The organism is Bacillus sp. 5RYD7K (assembly GCF_059831465.1).
Map to the genome: position 1 here is coordinate 815,001 of NZ_CP191200.1, position 15,000 is coordinate 830,000.

16 protein-coding genes, 1 tRNA gene, 1 other RNA gene and 1 other annotated feature (2 of these 19 running past the window's edge) are annotated in these 15,000 nt (G+C 45.7%); of the genes, 5 read left to right on the forward strand and 13 right to left on the reverse strand.

The window, feature by feature from the left end:
• The 7 genes from ACQE26_RS04125 to tadA all read right to left on the reverse strand — a co-directional run.
• Positions 1-159 carry the 5' portion of a pro-sigmaK processing inhibitor BofA family protein gene (locus ACQE26_RS04125; RefSeq protein WP_016937294.1) on the reverse strand. It extends 105 nt beyond the left edge of the window, so the window shows 159 of its 264 coding nt (coding positions 1-159); the start codon lies at positions 157-159; its stop codon lies beyond the left edge, outside the window.
• A 60-nt stretch (positions 160-219) separates the two neighbouring features.
• Positions 220-444 carry a YaaL family protein gene (locus tag ACQE26_RS04130; protein ID WP_016937295.1) on the reverse strand — a complete coding sequence of 75 codons (225 nt, stop codon included), beginning with the start codon at positions 442-444 and terminating at the stop codon, positions 220-222.
• Positions 445-462: 18 nt separating this feature from the next.
• Positions 463-1,059: a recombination protein RecR gene (recR, locus tag ACQE26_RS04135; RefSeq protein ID WP_438421048.1), complete on the reverse strand. Its 597-nt coding sequence runs from the start codon at positions 1,057-1,059 to the stop codon at positions 463-465.
• A 14-nt stretch (positions 1,060-1,073) separates the two neighbouring features.
• A complete protein-coding gene (locus ACQE26_RS04140; protein WP_500470732.1) occupies positions 1,074-1,397 on the reverse strand; it encodes a YbaB/EbfC family nucleoid-associated protein in 324 nt (107 codons plus the stop codon).
• Between the two features lie 24 nt (positions 1,398-1,421).
• Positions 1,422-3,113 (reverse strand): DNA polymerase III subunit gamma/tau, encoded by a 1,692-nt coding sequence (gene dnaX, locus ACQE26_RS04145; RefSeq protein WP_016937297.1) that lies wholly within the window; start codon positions 3,111-3,113, stop codon positions 1,422-1,424.
• 133 nt (positions 3,114-3,246) lie between these two features.
• An RNA gene (ffs, locus tag ACQE26_RS04150) (signal recognition particle sRNA large type) lies at positions 3,247-3,511 on the reverse strand.
• An 84-nt stretch (positions 3,512-3,595) separates the two neighbouring features.
• Complete coding sequence (tadA, locus tag ACQE26_RS04155; protein WP_045926873.1) at positions 3,596-4,078, reverse strand: tRNA adenosine(34) deaminase TadA; 483 nt, start codon at positions 4,076-4,078, stop codon at positions 3,596-3,598.
• A gap of 82 nt (positions 4,079-4,160) precedes the next feature.
• Between tadA and ACQE26_RS04160 the strand changes: the two genes are divergently transcribed.
• From ACQE26_RS04160 to dck, 4 genes are all read left to right on the forward strand, one after another.
• Complete coding sequence (locus ACQE26_RS04160; protein ID WP_326352301.1) at positions 4,161-4,712, forward strand: cysteine hydrolase family protein; 552 nt, start codon at positions 4,161-4,163, stop codon at positions 4,710-4,712.
• Between the two features lie 65 nt (positions 4,713-4,777).
• Positions 4,778-6,067 carry a LysM peptidoglycan-binding domain-containing protein gene (locus tag ACQE26_RS04165; protein ID WP_500471446.1) on the forward strand — a complete coding sequence of 430 codons (1,290 nt, stop codon included), beginning with the start codon at positions 4,778-4,780 and terminating at the stop codon, positions 6,065-6,067.
• 95 nt (positions 6,068-6,162) lie between these two features.
• The gene (locus tag ACQE26_RS04170) at positions 6,163-6,786 is read left to right on the forward strand and encodes a deoxynucleoside kinase (RefSeq protein WP_013350734.1); all 624 of its coding nucleotides are present in this window, start codon (positions 6,163-6,165) and stop codon (positions 6,784-6,786) included.
• On the forward strand, positions 6,783-7,436 hold the full coding sequence (dck, locus tag ACQE26_RS04175; protein ID WP_016937302.1) for a deoxyadenosine/deoxycytidine kinase: 654 nt from the start codon (positions 6,783-6,785) through the stop codon (positions 7,434-7,436). Before ACQE26_RS04170 ends, dck begins: the two co-directional genes overlap by 4 nt.
• Positions 7,437-7,565: 129 nt before the next feature.
• On the opposite strand, the gene ACQE26_RS04180 is transcribed toward dck, so the two are convergent.
• Positions 7,566-7,658 (reverse strand) — tRNA-Ser (locus tag ACQE26_RS04180).
• A gap of 218 nt (positions 7,659-7,876) precedes the next feature.
• On the opposite strand from ACQE26_RS04180, the gene ACQE26_RS04185 reads away from it, so the two are divergent.
• Complete coding sequence (locus ACQE26_RS04185; RefSeq protein ID WP_438421045.1) at positions 7,877-9,022, forward strand: glycerate kinase family protein; 1,146 nt, start codon at positions 7,877-7,879, stop codon at positions 9,020-9,022.
• An 11-nt stretch (positions 9,023-9,033) separates the two neighbouring features.
• Here ACQE26_RS04185 and serS read toward each other — a convergent pair whose 3' ends face one another.
• From serS to guaB, 5 genes are all read right to left on the reverse strand, one after another.
• Positions 9,034-10,311, reverse strand: coding sequence for a serine--tRNA ligase (gene serS, locus ACQE26_RS04190; RefSeq protein WP_438421044.1), 1,278 nt, complete (start codon positions 10,309-10,311; stop codon positions 9,034-9,036).
• Between the two features lie 53 nt (positions 10,312-10,364).
• Positions 10,365-10,577: a binding site (T-box leader), on the reverse strand.
• 52 nt (positions 10,578-10,629) lie between these two features.
• The gene (gene pdxT, locus ACQE26_RS04195) at positions 10,630-11,220 is read right to left on the reverse strand and encodes a pyridoxal 5'-phosphate synthase glutaminase subunit PdxT (protein ID WP_016937305.1); all 591 of its coding nucleotides are present in this window, start codon (positions 11,218-11,220) and stop codon (positions 10,630-10,632) included.
• Between the two features lie 21 nt (positions 11,221-11,241).
• Positions 11,242-12,126, reverse strand: coding sequence for a pyridoxal 5'-phosphate synthase lyase subunit PdxS (gene pdxS, locus ACQE26_RS04200; RefSeq protein ID WP_016937306.1), 885 nt, complete (start codon positions 12,124-12,126; stop codon positions 11,242-11,244).
• A gap of 197 nt (positions 12,127-12,323) precedes the next feature.
• The gene (dacA, locus tag ACQE26_RS04205; RefSeq protein WP_016937307.1) at positions 12,324-13,655 is read right to left on the reverse strand and encodes a D-alanyl-D-alanine carboxypeptidase; all 1,332 of its coding nucleotides are present in this window, start codon (positions 13,653-13,655) and stop codon (positions 12,324-12,326) included.
• 152 nt (positions 13,656-13,807) lie between these two features.
• Positions 13,808-15,000, reverse strand: the 3' portion of a protein-coding gene (gene guaB / locus ACQE26_RS04210) for an IMP dehydrogenase (RefSeq protein WP_003150717.1). It continues 274 nt past the right edge of the window; 1,193 of the gene's 1,467 nt are visible here — the last part of the coding sequence; the start codon falls outside the window, past its right edge — the gene reads right to left on this strand; it ends in the stop codon at positions 13,808-13,810.

Below are 15,000 nucleotides of genomic sequence, written 5' to 3' on the forward strand. Positions count from 1 at the left end.
ACTCCCGCCGAATAAATTCACACCTGCCAGAAGAATCGCTCCGGCAATAAACTTAACGGCAGTCACACCAATCCATCTTAACGGCTTTGAAGATACTCCCCATAATAAAAGCAAAGCAACCAGACCGACAATCAAACCGATAATAAAAAAAGGCTCCATGAATCTTCCCCCTCGCTTGTTTAGTACAAGCTTATGAGAAGATCCCGGAGAATAGACCTCTTACTTCCATCTGCTCATTTTTAAATTCCGCTGCTTCGCTTCTTTCAAATAAAAAAAGTATTTAGATTCAGCGACTTTCAGCTCAAACAGCACCTCAGCTGAGGGCTCAAGACTTTTATCGACCAGACTCTTCTGTCTGTTCCATTCTTCTTTTTGTTTAAAGAGCTGTTCAATCAGTTTGTCGTCAAACTCTTTTCTTAATGTATTTCTGCGAAGAAAACCCATACCTCGCCATTTCCTCCCTTACAATTCACGTCTTCCTTCAAGAGCTTTTGAAAGAGTGACCTCATCAGCATATTCCAAATCACCGCCGACGGGCAGACCGTGGGCAATACGGGAGAGCTTGATGCCTGAGGGCTTTAACAGCCTCGATATATACATCGCTGTTGCTTCCCCTTCAATATTAGGGTTGGTTGCGAGTATAACTTCTGACACTTGATCATCCTGAAGACGCTTCAGCAGTTCCGGAATCTTAATATCCTCCGGACCGATGCCGTCCATCGGAGAAATTGCGCCGTGAAGAACATGATACTGGCCGTTATATTCCTTCATCTTCTCCATTGCAATAACATCCTTAGGGTCCTGCACCACACAAATGACAGATCTATCTCTTCTTGTATCCTCGCATATATAACAAGGGTCCTGATCTGTAATATGTCCGCAGATCGAGCAATATGTCAGATTCCGCTTCGCATTGACGAGCGCCTTAGCAAAATCCAATACTGTGTCTTCTTTCATACCTAGAACAAAAAAAGCCAGACGAACCGCTGTTTTCGGTCCGATCCCTGGCAATTTCATAAAGCTGTCAATCAGCTTTGATATTGGTTCAGGATACTGCATGTTTATTTATCCCCCTAGAATAAACCCGGTATGTTCATTCCTTTTGTAAATTGTCCCATTGTCTCATTCGTCATGTCATCGACTTTCTTGAGGGCGTCGTTTGTCGCAGCAAGAACCAGGTCCTGAAGCATTTCGATATCTTCCGGATCAATGACTTCTTCTTTAATCGCAACGTCTACAACTTCTTTTTGGCCGTTGACTTTTACAGTCACCATTCCGCCGCCCGCTGTGCCCTCAAGCACTTTTTCAGCAAGCTCCTCCTGAGCCTTCGCCATATCTTTTTGCATTTTTTGCATTTGTTTCATCATTTTTTGCATGTTTCCCATTCCGCCACGCATATTCAATCACTCTCTTTCATCTTATTAGTCTTTTATTTCGATTAAATCCGCTCCGACAAGTTTTTTCGCCTCTGCAATCAGCGGATCTTCTTCAGCCGGTTCGTTTGATCCTTCACTTTCCTGCTGATGATCATTTAAAAATTCTTCTCTTATTTTACCCCATTGTGCTTCCGGAACGCCAATCAAATCCATTCTTTTCCCGAGCATTGATTCGAGAATCTGTTCAAGATTCGTACGGACTCCGTTATTGTCTTCAGCAACCATTTTACAATGGATTTCGTATTTAAATTTAAGCACAAACGCCTTCTGGGCAGCGGCCACCGGTTCACTGTCATTCAAAAGAGCCGCATGAGACACTTTATTCTGCTGTTTCAGATGTGCCAGCAGCTTGCCCCAGCTGCTTTTAAGCTGTTCTAGGTCAGGCCTTGTGGCTTCCTTCAATATTTCATGAATTCTTCCGGCCGGGGCTTTGTAATGGCTTTTTCCGCCTTTTTGAGGACGCGGGGCTTCTTTCGGAGCGCTTTCCGCCTGAACTTTCACCCCGGAAGTCTTCAGCCTTTCTACTTCCTGCTCAAGCTGCTGGATCTTATTCATCAGCATGCCGACCTCTGGGATGTCTGCGGCGGCTTGCTGTGCCGTCTGGCATATTTTCACGACAGCCACTTCAAAAAAGATTCTCGGGTGGTTCGTCCACTTCATTTCCTGATGGCTTTTATTCAGGATGTCAATCATCTCATATAAAGCGGGGGCCGGTATTTCACCGCTCAGATTCCGGAACGTTTCATCGACCTTCACCTTCTCCAGGACTCCTTCTAAACCGGGGGCAGCCTGGTACAAGAGCATATCTCTGAAATAAAAGATCATATCTTCAATCAGTTTGGCCGCATCTTTCCCCTGCTGGAGCAGTTCATTCAGTGTTTCCAACGCCTCGGAAACCTGTTTGCGGTGAAGAGCAGATGCCAGTTTTCCGATATAGTGCTGGGAAACAGCCCCGGTAATAAGCAGTGCATCATCCACCGACAGCTCCTCGCCGCTGAATGATACGGCTTGATCGAGCAGGCTCAGCGCGTCCCTCATTCCACCGTCTGCGGCACTCGCTATGATATCAAGGGCGCCTTCTTCCACCTTCAGCTGCTCTGCATCGACGATTGTCTTCATTCGTCCGACAATTGCTTTGGATGTAATCCGTTTGAAGTCAAAACGCTGACATCTGGAGATAATGGTTAAAGGAATCTTATGAGGCTCAGTCGTAGCTAATATGAAAATGCAATGTGCCGGCGGTTCTTCCAGCGTTTTCAAAAGCGCATTGAATGCGCCGATAGAGAGCATATGCACCTCATCTATAATATATACCTTGTAGGTAACGGCCGACGGGGCGAATTTTACTTTGTCGCGGATGTCGCGGATTTCGTCTACACCGTTATTCGACGCCGCATCTATTTCAATCACATCTGATATAGAGCCGTTTGTGATCCCCTTGCACGCCGCGCATTCATTGCACGGTTCTTCTACAGGGGCATGCTCACAGTTGACTGCTTTCGCAAATATTTTAGCTGCACTGGTTTTCCCCGTTCCCCGTGGTCCAGAAAACAGATATGCATGAGAAAATTTCTTTTGCAAAAGGGCATTTTGCAGCGTTTTCGTAATGTGTTCCTGTCCGACCACATCTTCAAACTGCTGAGGCCTAAATACTCGATATAAAGCTTGGTAACCCACAGGATGCGCCCTCCTCTGTTATTCATCATGTTTATTATACATGAACGGGCTTTTAACGCCAAAACCCGTTTTTCATACACGAAAAAACTCACCTGTCATAAACAGGTGAGTCTGAAATTTGATGATTGATTTACCGTGCACCTTCTGTCGATTCGCTACCCTAAGCGTTACTTAAGCAGTTAGCTCAGCCCAGGCAACCCTGCGGCACATGAGAGGTTTCACTTAATGCTGCTTCCTTCCGGACCTGACATGGTTCATGAATTCCCATTGCGCAGGACCCAGACGTCAACGCCACTTACTTAAGGCAGGCCTTACAGTAAACGAACCTCGAGAAGGGATTCGGCCCCGCTAGAGCGGATTGCGGGTACAGGGCACCGCTACCTCCCCGCTTAGCACGGCAAAATAAATATCAAATTTTGATATGCGCACCATTTATGATGCACACATAAGTATATCTGCTTCAGGCAGAAAATGCAACCGTACTACTCAGACAACTTTTTCCTCATGTCTTTCTTTTGCCGGCGAAGCTTTCTGAAAAAAGCGCTGAGCATTTCTCCGCACTCTTCTTCAAGCACGCCGCTCACCACTTCCGCTTGGTGGTTGAACCGTTCTTCCTGCAGAAGGTTCATAAGCGTTCCTGTACAGCCTCCCTTGGGGTCAAATGCGCCGAACACGACCTTATCGACTCTGGAAAGCACGACAGCTCCCGCGCACATCGGGCACGGCTCTAAAGTGACATAAAGAACGGCGTCTTCAAGTCTCCATGTTCCCAGCTTGCGGCATGCTTCGTCTATCGCCAGCATTTCCGCGTGGGCCAGCGACCGCTGTTCGGTCTCCCGCAGATTATGCGCCCGCGCCACGATCTCATCATGCAGAACAAGGACGGCTCCGATCGGCACTTCGCCTTTCGCTTCTGCTTTTTCCGCTTCTTTTATGGCTTCTCTCATATAATATTCATCATTCATCGGTTCAAGCTCTCTTCTTAAGTTTTTTCATGTCTCATAAAGGTTAAAATAGGAATACCCCAGCAGAAAGGAGTTGCCGGCATTGTCTGAACCCAACAACACAGCCCTTCTCATTGTCGATATGATTAACAATTTTCAATTTGATATGGGCGAACGTCTTGCTGAAAAAACCAAACAAATCGTCCCCCGTATTTTATCATTAAAGAAGCATGCAAAACAAAACAACTGGCCGATTATTTATATTAATGACCATTACGGGCTTTGGAAGGCGGATATAGATGCCATCAGGGAGGAATGCAGCAATGACAGAAGCGCTTCCATAATAGAAGATATCTCGCCTCACCCGGATGATTATTTTCTCATTAAACCGAAGCATTCCGCTTTTTATGAAACGGCGCTTCATACTCTTCTGACCGAGCTGCAAGTGAACCGATTAATGATTACGGGGATTGCCGGAAATATTTGTGTGCTGTTCACGGCTAACGACGCTTATATGAGAGAATACAGCATTACCATCCCGAAAGACTGCACCGCTTCCAATAGCGACGAAGACAATGATTTCGCCTTGACGATGATGGAGAATGTTCTCTTCGCAGAAATAACCACGGAAAAACAAATTATCAACGAAAAATAAACATGATCGGCCTCCTTTTTTCATACATTTGATAGCGGATATGAAAGGAGGCGTTTTTCATTCAGATCTATGTAGTGAAACGGGGCGACACGCTTTCCGCTATTGCGGCGCGCTACCGGACAGCCGCAAATGTCATTGCGGAAGCAAATAAACTGCCGAATCCCAATACACTGGTTGTCGGACAAACTCTTGTCATCCCGATTGAGGGTCAATATTACGAAGTGAAACAAGGCGATACTCTTGCGGCAATCGCCGGCCGTTTTCATATATCGGCCGCGGAGCTTGCGAGGGTGAACGGAATTCAGCTCAGCACTCCATTGCAAAGCGGGACCCGCCTTTACATTCCGCAGCAGACAAATAAGCCTGATATCGAATCAAATGCATATATAGAACCGCGGGGAACGAGCGTAAGCGCTAATCTGCAGCAGGCGGCAAGAGAGGCCTCACCTTATTTAACATACCTCGGCGCATTCAGTTTTCAAGTGCAGCGGAACGGGACTTTAAAGGAACCGCCTCTCACCAATTTAAGAAGCATCAGTGACAGGCACAACACCGCCCTGATGATGATCATCACCAACCTCGAAAATGACGCATTCAGTGATGAACTTGGGCGGCTCATTTTGAATGATAATACCGTGAAAACAAAACTCTTTCAGGAAATCGTCTCCACGGCTAAACAGCACGGCTTTCGCGATATTCATTTTGATTTCGAATATTTACGTCCTCAGGACAGAGAAGCCTACAATCGTTTTTTACGTGAAGCGAGGACGATTTTTCACCGTCAAGGCTGGAAGATTTCAACGGCGCTTGCTCCGAAAACGAGCGCGACCCAGGCCGGCAAATGGTATGAAGCACATGACTATAGGGCACATGGAGAAATCGTCGATTTTGTCGTCATCATGACATATGAGTGGGGATACAGCGGGGGCCCGGCTCAGGCCGTATCACCAATCGGCCCCGTAAGGAATGTCATTGAGTATGCGCTGACAGAAATGCCTGCTTCAAAAATCGTCATGGGCCAGAATATGTACGGCTATGATTGGACACTGCCTTTCAAACAGGGAACGACAGCGAAAGCCGTCAGTCCTCAGCAGGCAATCGCTCTGGCAGCACGCTATAAAGTTGACATTCAATATGACGAAACCGCCCAGGCTCCATTCTTTCGTTACACGGATGAAAATCAGAGACGGCATGAAGTATGGTTTGAAGACGCACGATCCATTCAAGCGAAATTCAATTTAATTAAAGAACTTCATTTAAGAGGAATCAGTTATTGGAAACTCGGCCTCTCCTTCCCGCAAAACTGGCTTTTGCTCGGAGATCAATTTCATATTGTGAAAGAGACGTTTCGTTAATTGGAAGCGTCTTTTTTCATGGGCTTTTCTGAGAGTGTGATACAATATAAAGGCCGGCAGATGACGGATGTTTGCAGAATTAAGGAGGATTTTCAATGAACAGAGCCCCTTTTATCGCGGTAGAAGGTCCTATCGGGGCGGGAAAAACGACACTCGCTTCTATGCTTTCTGAAGAGCTCGGTTTTCCTATGATTAACGAGATTGTGGAAGACAACCCTTATCTTGATAAGTTCTATGATAATATCGAGGAGTGGAGTTTCCAGCTTGAAATGTTTTTTCTCTGTCACAGGTATAAACAGCTTGAAGATACAGATCGTGATTACTTAAAACAAGGACAGCCCGTTTTGTCCGATTATCATATTTATAAAAACGTTATTTTCGCAGAGCGCACATTGCACGGACAAAAGCTTGAGAAATATAAGCAGATTTATCATCTGCTCACTCACGACTTGCCGAAACCGAATGTTATTGTATACATAAAGGCAAGCCTGCCGACATTGCTTCAACGCATCGAAAAACGCGGGCGGCCGTTTGAGAAAAACATCGAGCATCAATATCTGGAACGTCTCATTGCAGATTATGACACAGCCATCAGACAGCTTCAGGAAGAAGATCCGGATATATCTGTACTGACCATTGACGGTGATACCGAAGACTTTGTTTTGAATAAGACAGACTATGAAAGAATTGCCCGTCAGGTAAAGGAGCTTATTAAATGAAAGACATTCATATTCCAAACAACGCCATTATAACAGTAGCGGGAACGGTAGGAGTCGGAAAATCGACTTTAACCAAGGCTTTAGCAAAGCGGCTCGGATTTAATACTTCGCTTGAAGAAGTGGATGAAAACCCTTATTTAGAGAAGTTTTATCATGATTTTGAGCGCTGGAGCTTTCACTTGCAAATTTATTTTCTGGCTGAGCGGTTCAAGGAGCAGAAAAACATCTTTGAATCAGGCGGCGGATTCGTGCAGGACCGTTCGATTTATGAAGATACAGGCATATTCGCAAAAATGCATGCCGATAAAGGAACCATGTCGCTGACAGATTACAAAACATACACAAGCCTTTTTGAAGCGATGGTCATGACGCCATACTTCCCGCACCCCGATGTTTTGATCTATTTAGAAGGTGATCTTGAAAACATTATAGAACGGATTGAAAAGCGCGGCCGCGATATGGAGCTGCAGACAAACCGCTCCTATTGGGAAGAGATGTATAAACGGTACGAAGACTGGATCAGCGGTTTTAACGCCTGCCCTGTGCTGAAAGTGCGCATTGAAGATTATGACCTTGAAGCTGATGAACAGTCACTGGAACCTTTGATCGAAAAAATCAGCCGCGTGATCAACGAAAACAGAAATAAGTAAAAATAAGAAAGCGATTTTCCCGAACAGAGAAAATCGCTTTTTTTGCATATAAAAAATCCGCTGCATCAGATGCAGCGGACAAAACAATCTCCAATATATGCTCGAGTTTCATTAGGTTTAAAATCAATATGGCGGAGGAAGAGGGATTCGAACCCCCGCGGGCTTTGACACCCCTGTCGGTTTTCAAGACCGATCCCTTCAGCCAGACTTGGGTATTCCTCCGTATCGACATTTAATAATATACCACATGACTTATTTTTCAGTCAAGCGCTTTTTTCATATTTTTTATTTCTTTTCTTAAACAGCTTGTCCGTCAGCTTTACTATCATACAAAAGACTCGTATCCAAAATCAACCACTTTCTGTTATACGGGCAGGAAAACACAGTGAAAACCAAGAATACATTCAATAGATAACCTGTTCACAAAGGTGGGGAGCGCAATGAAAGTTATCATCGCACCGGATTCTTTTAAAGAGAGCATGACAGCAAAAGAAGCTGCCGACAGCATCGAAAAAGGATTCAAATCAGTCTTTCCTGACGCGGAATATATCAAGATACCCGCGGCGGACGGCGGAGAAGGAACTGTTCAAGCTTTAACGGATGCCACCGGCGGGAGAATTATTAATAAAACAGTGACCGGTCCGCTGGGAACCCCGGTAAACGCCGCATACGGACTTCTGGGAAACGGACGCACGGCAGTCATTGAAATGGCAGAAGCATCGGGGCTTCATCTCATTCCCCGTCATCTCAGGGATCCGTTGAACACTACAACAAGAGGAACAGGTGAACTGATAGCAGATGCAGTTTCCCGCGGGGTGAGTGAAATCATCATCGGTCTTGGCGGGAGCGCAACCAATGACGGCGGGACCGGGATGGCGAGCGCGCTCGGTGTGCGTTTCTTAAATGAGGAAGGTCAGGAGATACCTGACGGCGGAGGCTCACTGCACACCCTGGCCTCTATCGATGTAAGCGGCCTCTCTCCTGATCTGAAACCTATCCGTATCCGTGCCGCATGCGATGTCGAAAACCCTCTGACCGGGGAAAACGGCGCCTCATATGTCTTCGGCCCGCAAAAAGGGGCATCAGAGAAGACAAAAGTTATATTGGATCGCAATTTGCGCCATTTCGCTGATGTATTGAGACGGCAGCACGATATTGAAGCAGATACCGTAAAAGGCGCGGGTGCCGCAGGAGGTTTAGGCGCAGGGCTGATCGCCTTCTTACAAGCCGACCTTCAACGCGGGATTGACGTTGTATTAGATACACTGTCCTTTTCAGATCAGATAAAAGGCGCTGACCTTATCATCACCGGAGAGGGGCAGATTGACGGACAAACAATATTCGGCAAAACCCCCGCAGGAATTGCAGCACGTGCAGCCGCTCAAAAAATTCCCGTTATCGCATTAGCGGGTTCCTTGGGAAAAGACTTTGAACATGTATATAACGGAGGAATAACAGCTGTATTTTCTATCGTGCCGGGCGCTGTAAGTCTTGAAGACGCCTTAGCATCAGGACGTTTTAACCTTGAAAGCACAGCCCGGAATGTCGCCGCTTTATACCAAACAGCAAAAAAGGCGCGCCTCTAGGGCGCACCTTTTTATGGTTTGATGACTTCTTTATTTCCCATATAAGGACGAAGCACTTTCGGAATGACGACACTTCCGTCTTCTTGCTGGTAGTTTTCCAAGATGGCAGCTACTGTTCTGCCGACTGCCAGACCGGAGCCGTTTAATGTATGCACATGCTCCGGCTTGCCTTTCGCTTCGCGTCTGAATCGAATGTTTGCGCGTCTCGCCTGGAAGGCCTCAAAGTTGCTGCAAGAAGAAATTTCACGATATGTGTCTTGGCTTGGAATCCATACTTCAATATCGTACTTTTTCGCAGCTGTAAAGCCGAGATCTCCGGTACACATGCTCATGACACGATACGGCAGTTCTAGCAGCTGAAGCACCCGTTCGGCTTGATTTGTTAATTTTTCAAGCTCCTCATAAGAATCTTCCGGCTTCACGAATTTCACAAGCTCAACCTTGTTGAATTGATGCTGGCGGATCAAACCGCGTGTATCACGGCCGGCAGATCCCGCTTCTGAACGGAAGCAGGCGCTGAATGCGGCATAATTAATCGGGAGGTCCTCGCCGGATAAGATTTCATCGCGGTGCATATTTGTGATCGGCACTTCCGCCGTCGGAATTAAGAAATAATCTTCTTCCCTGATTTTAAAAGCATCCTCTTCAAATTTAGGAAGCTGTCCCGTCCCTGTCATGCTCGTACGGTTTACCATATAAGGAGGAATGACTTCCGTGTAATCATACTCATCAACGTGAAGATCCAGCATAAAGTTGTAGAGCGCGCGTTCGAGACGGGCCCCTAGTCCTTTATAAAACACAAACCGGCTTCCCGTTACTTTTGAAGCGCGTTCGAAATCAAGGATGTTCAAGCGGTCAGCGATATCCCAATGCGGTTTCGGCTCATATGCAAATGCCGGCGCCTCTCCCCACTTGCGGATTTCAATGTTATCATCTTCCGTTTCCCCTACAGGCACTGAATCGTGCGGGATGTTCGGAATAGACAGAAGGATGGTTTCGAGCGTGGTTTCCACCGTGCGAAGCTCTTCATCAAGCTTCTTAATTTCTTCGCCTGCTTCACGCATCTCTTTAATAATATGATCAGCGTCTTTTTTCTCCCGTTTCAAAACGGCGACCTGCTGAGATACTTCGTTGCGTTTCCCCTTCAGTTCTTCTACTTTGCCGATAAGTTCTCTTCTTTTTTCATCAAGCTCTTCAAACTTGTCAAAGTCAGATAAGTCTTCGCCTTTAGGAATGAGCTTCGCTTTTACTTCTTGAAAATTGGCTCTCAGGACCTTCGTATCAATCATACTTAACAACTCCTATCTATTTTATCGAAAATAAAAAAGAGCCCTCATCCCCTAAAAGGGACGAGAGCTCTCGCGTTGCCACCCTGATTGAAAACAAGCTTACACTTGCTTCCCGCTTTAACACATAACGGTTTTCCCGTAAATGCCTACTTGTTTTCAGCATTTCGCTCAAGGACGGATTCGGACAGCATCTTCCACCGATTCGCACCACCCATCGGCTCTCTTTGAAAGAGGGGCTTCCTACTGCTTCCTGTCAACGCTTTTCGATCTTTATTTGTGTTTATAATGTACTATAAGTATCAGCGGTTTTCAACTGTTTTATACAGCTGTTTCCCGCTTATACTTTTCCGCCATCTTCACAAACAGCTCTGTCACCCGGTGGTCATCCGTCAGTTCAGGATGGAACGAGCAGCCGAGCAAATGCCCCTGCTTTGCAGCCACGATGCGTCCGTTATGCTCACAAAGCACTTCAACATCTTCTCCGGCTTCTAAAATGTGCGGCGCACGAATAAATACACCCGTAAACGGCTCATCAAGGCCTTTAATCGTCAGGTCAGCTTCAAAGCTGTCGACCTGACGGCCAAAGGAATTACGCTCAACAACCACGTCTAACAGCCCTAAATGAGCATGATCGGTTCCCGCAATCTCTTTGGCTAAAATAATCAGACCGGCGCATGTGCCGAACATCGGCTTGCCTTGAGCGGCAAACTCGCGAAGCGGCTCCATAAAATGATACGTATCCATTAAACGCCGCATCGTCGTGCTTTCTCCGCCCGGCAGGATTAAGCCGTCGATGTCATTCAACTGTTCAGGACGCTTAATGACAACACCTTTTGAACCACATGCTTCAATTGAACGAATATGTTCTCTTACTGCTCCTTGAAGTCCAAGTACACCAATTGTTAACATGCTTCCAGCTCTCCTATGGTTTTACCAGCCGCGTTCTTGCATACGCTGTTCCGGCAATAGATTTGAGATTTCGATTCCTTTCATCGCTGTGCCCAATTCTTTAGAAAGCTCAGCGATCAGTTTGTAATCTGTGTAGTGAGTCGTTGCTTCCACAATTGCTTTGGCGAATTTAGCAGGGTTGTCTGATTTAAAAATACCTGAACCGACAAATACGCCGTCAGCGCCCAGCTGCATCATCAATGCCGCATCAGCAGGCGTCGCCACTCCGCCGGCAGCAAAGTTGACAACAGGCAATTTGCCGTCACGTTTGATTTGAAGAAGCAGTTCATAAGGAGCACCGAGGTTTTTCGCTTCAGTCATCAGCTCATCATCGCTCATCGCCGCAACTTTGCGCACTTGCGCGTTTACTTTTCTCATATGACGGACAGCTTCCACAATGTTTCCTGTTCCCGGTTCGCCTTTTGTACGAAGCATGGAGGCTCCTTCAGCGATACGGCGCGTTGCTTCGCCGAGATCACGGCATCCGCATACGAACGGAACAGTATATTCATTTTTATTTAAATGAAATTCTTCGTCAGCAGGAGTCAGAACTTCACTCTCATCAATATAATCTACTCCCATTGCTTCAAGGACACGTGCTTCAACGATATGTCCGATACGCGCTTTTGCCATTACGGGAATGGATACAGCATTCATTACTTCTTCAACGATCGTCGGGTCAGCCATGCGGGCTACACCGCCGGCAGCACGAATATCAGCCGGAACTCGTTCTAACGCCATTACGGCAACAGCTCCCGCCTCTTCAGCAATCTTCGCTTGTTCAGCATTTACAACGTCCATGATGACGCCGCCTTTTTGCATTTCCGCCATTCCGCGTTTTACACGGTCAGTACCTGTTTGAGCCATTATTTGGTCCCCCTAGTCAATGTATAGTTAGATAATTTCTATCTCTTATTGTATCCCAGAAATACAATATTTCATATGGATATTCTTATTTTACAGTGTGACGGAAGAGATAGATATCATTTTTTTACTAACAATTTGGTTTTTTCAGTATATTAAGCAAAAGAGCCCTAACTTTCATCAGAGCTCTTTCTTATTTCTTAAAACCAGCCTGTTACCGTATCAACGGCGCTGTTCCAGATTCCGGAGAAGAAACCGCCGATGCCGCGCATCATCTGAACAAACCAGTTTGCTTTATCTACATCATTTTTCGTTACAAGATTCACGCTGAACTCTTTGGATTTGAGGAAGCCGTAGTCTTTGTCACTGCCTTTGTATGTAACTTTCAGCGTTCCGACTTTCGTCCCTTTTTTCACAGGAGCCGTGATTTCTTTTTTATCTAAGGTCACTTCGGCTTTATAGTTCTTTTCATCCCCGCTTTTCACAGGAATAGAAAGCGCCTTATCAGTCACAATATCGACTTGCTTGTCTTTCCCTTTGTCAACGTCAATCGTTTTGTGCCCTTTTACTTGAGAGCCTTCAGGGTAAAGATCTTTCATTGAGAAATTGCTGTTAAATGCGTAATCGAGCATTTTTTTCGTTTCATCAAATCGTCCGGTATGCAGGTTGCCTTTTGCGTTTAACACAACGGTGATGACCCGCATTCCGTTCCGCTGTGCGGTGCTTGTAAAACAAGATCCCGCAGAATCAGTAGAACCCGTTTTTAACCCGTCAACGCCGGGATATTCAGAAACAAGGCCTTTTAACATGAAGTTCCAGTTCGGCATGTCCATTTCATCATCAGTGCCGGCTCTGAATTTCGTCTTAGCGATGCTTGTTGTTTTCAGAACTTCCGGATAATCAGTGATCAGGCGGTCTGCAAGAAGCGCCATGTCTTTTGCAGAAACTTCACTCTCTTCTTTAACGCCTTCTCCTTGCGGCTGTTTGCCGTGAAGGTCTTCATTCACAAGCCCGGTGGCATTTTTAAAATCATAGTTTGTCATGCCTAATTCTTTGGCTTTCGCATTCATTTCAGCGACAAATTTCGTTTCAGTTCCGGCAAGAATTTCAGCAACAGCGATCGCGGCTCCGTTAGCTGAGTAAATCGCCATGGCCTGGTACAGTTCTTTGACTGTGTATTTGCCGTCTTTCCGAAGAGGGACGTTTGATAAACTGTTGTCTTGAGAAATTTCATAGACGTAATCATCAGGAGTATACGTTTGATCCCATTTCACTTTTCCTTCTTTAATGGCTTCCAGAAGCAGGTATTCAGTCATCATTTTTGTCATACTGGCAATCGGCAGTCTTTTGTCTGCATTTTTACTGTATAAGATTTTCCCCGATGAAGCCTCAATCATTATCGCAGCTGAAGCATTAACATCAACCGGGTCATTGCCGGCTGCCTCCGCTTTAGACATTGGAACAAAGCAAGTTGCGGCCAGTGCCAGTACCACTAATGACACTAACAGCTGTTTCCATTTCGTGATGTTCAATCTTACGACCTCCGTCATTCATTTTAAATCTATAATTAAGCCGTTAAGGACATATTCAAATTCAAAACACAACAGTATAAATTTTATCACACTCGATATAAAAAAAATAGACAGAGTCAGTGACCCTGTCAAATGTTTTTTATTTGTAACAATTATGAGATTGTATAGTTTGGTGATTCTTTCGTAATTTGAACATCATGCGGGTGGCTTTCGCGAAGACCTGCCCCTGTCATACGGATGAATTGAGCTTCTTCTCTTAAAGCGCGTAAATCTTTTGAACCGCAATATCCCATACCTGAACGAAGACCGCCGACAAGCTGATACACTGTTTCTTCTACAGGACCTTTGTACGGAGTCCGTCCTTCGATACCTTCAGGGACGAATTTCTTATTTTCTTCTTGGAAATATCGATCTTTACTGCCTTTTTCCATGGCAGCGACAGAACCCATACCGCGATACACTTTAAATCTTCTGCCTTGATAGATTTCAGTCTCTCCCGGGCTTTCTGAAGTACCGGCAAGCAGGCTTCCAAGCATTACGGCATGTCCGCCGGATGCCAATGCTTTCGTAATATCACCGGAGAATTTAATACCGCCGTCTGCAATAATTGTCGCGCCATGTTTTCTCGCTTCAGTGGCACAATCATAAATGGCTGTGATTTGCGGTACGCCTACACCTGCAACGACACGTGTCGTACAGATGGAACCAGGTCCGATTCCCACTTTTACAATGTTTGCTCCGGCTTCAATCAAAGCCTTTGTCGCTTCAGCCGTTGCCACATTTCCTGCGATAATGTTCAGTTCAGGATATGTTTCACGGATTTTCGCAACCGTGTTCAGTACGCCTCTGGAATGTCCGTGAGCCGTATCAACCACGATAACGTCGACATTCGCTTCAACAAGCTTGCTGACGCGTGTCATTGTATCGCCTGTCACGCCTACCGCAGCGCCGACAATAAGGCGTCCGTGTTCATCTTTAGATGAATTAGGGAATTCGATAACCTTTTCAATATCTTTGATCGTGATAAGACCTTTTAATTTGTTTTGGTCATCCACTAATGGAAGTTTTTCAATTTTATGTTTCTGTAAGATTTTTTCTGCTTCGTCTAATGTGGTGCCTACAGGAGCCGTAACCAGCTCTTCTTTTGTCATCACGTCACTGATTTTCATTGAATAATCAGAGATAAAGCGAAGATCACGGTTTGTAATGATTCCGACAAGCTTTTGATCGTCTTTATTATCTACGATCGGAACACCGGAAATTCTGTATTTCCCCATCAAATGCTCCGCATCGAATACTTGATGATCAGGTGTTAAAAAGAAGGGATTTGTAATAACGCCCCGTT

What these genes read in the sequence shown, in the direction of transcription:
- ACQE26_RS04130 (WP_016937295.1), bottom strand. Translation starts at nt 444, where the DNA reads ATGGGTTTTCTTCGCAGAAATACATTAAGAAAAGAGTTTGACGACAAA.
- recR (WP_438421048.1), bottom strand. Translation starts at nt 1,059, where the DNA reads ATGCAGTATCCTGAACCAATATCAAAGCTGATTGACAGCTTTATGAAA.
- ACQE26_RS04140 (WP_500470732.1), bottom strand. Translation starts at nt 1,397, where the DNA reads ATGCGTGGCGGAATGGGAAACATGCAAAAAATGATGAAACAAATGCAA.
- tadA (WP_045926873.1), bottom strand. Translation starts at nt 4,078, where the DNA reads ATGAATGATGAATATTATATGAGAGAAGCCATAAAAGAAGCGGAAAAA.
- ACQE26_RS04170 (WP_013350734.1), top strand. Translation starts at nt 6,163, where the DNA reads ATGAACAGAGCCCCTTTTATCGCGGTAGAAGGTCCTATCGGGGCGGGA.
- dck (WP_016937302.1), top strand. Translation starts at nt 6,783, where the DNA reads ATGAAAGACATTCATATTCCAAACAACGCCATTATAACAGTAGCGGGA.
- ACQE26_RS04185 (WP_438421045.1), top strand. Translation starts at nt 7,877, where the DNA reads ATGAAAGTTATCATCGCACCGGATTCTTTTAAAGAGAGCATGACAGCA.
- serS (WP_438421044.1), bottom strand. Translation starts at nt 10,311, where the DNA reads ATGATTGATACGAAGGTCCTGAGAGCCAATTTTCAAGAAGTAAAAGCG.
- pdxT (WP_016937305.1), bottom strand. Translation starts at nt 11,220, where the DNA reads ATGTTAACAATTGGTGTACTTGGACTTCAAGGAGCAGTAAGAGAACAT.
- pdxS (WP_016937306.1), bottom strand. Translation starts at nt 12,126, where the DNA reads ATGGCTCAAACAGGTACTGACCGTGTAAAACGCGGAATGGCGGAAATG.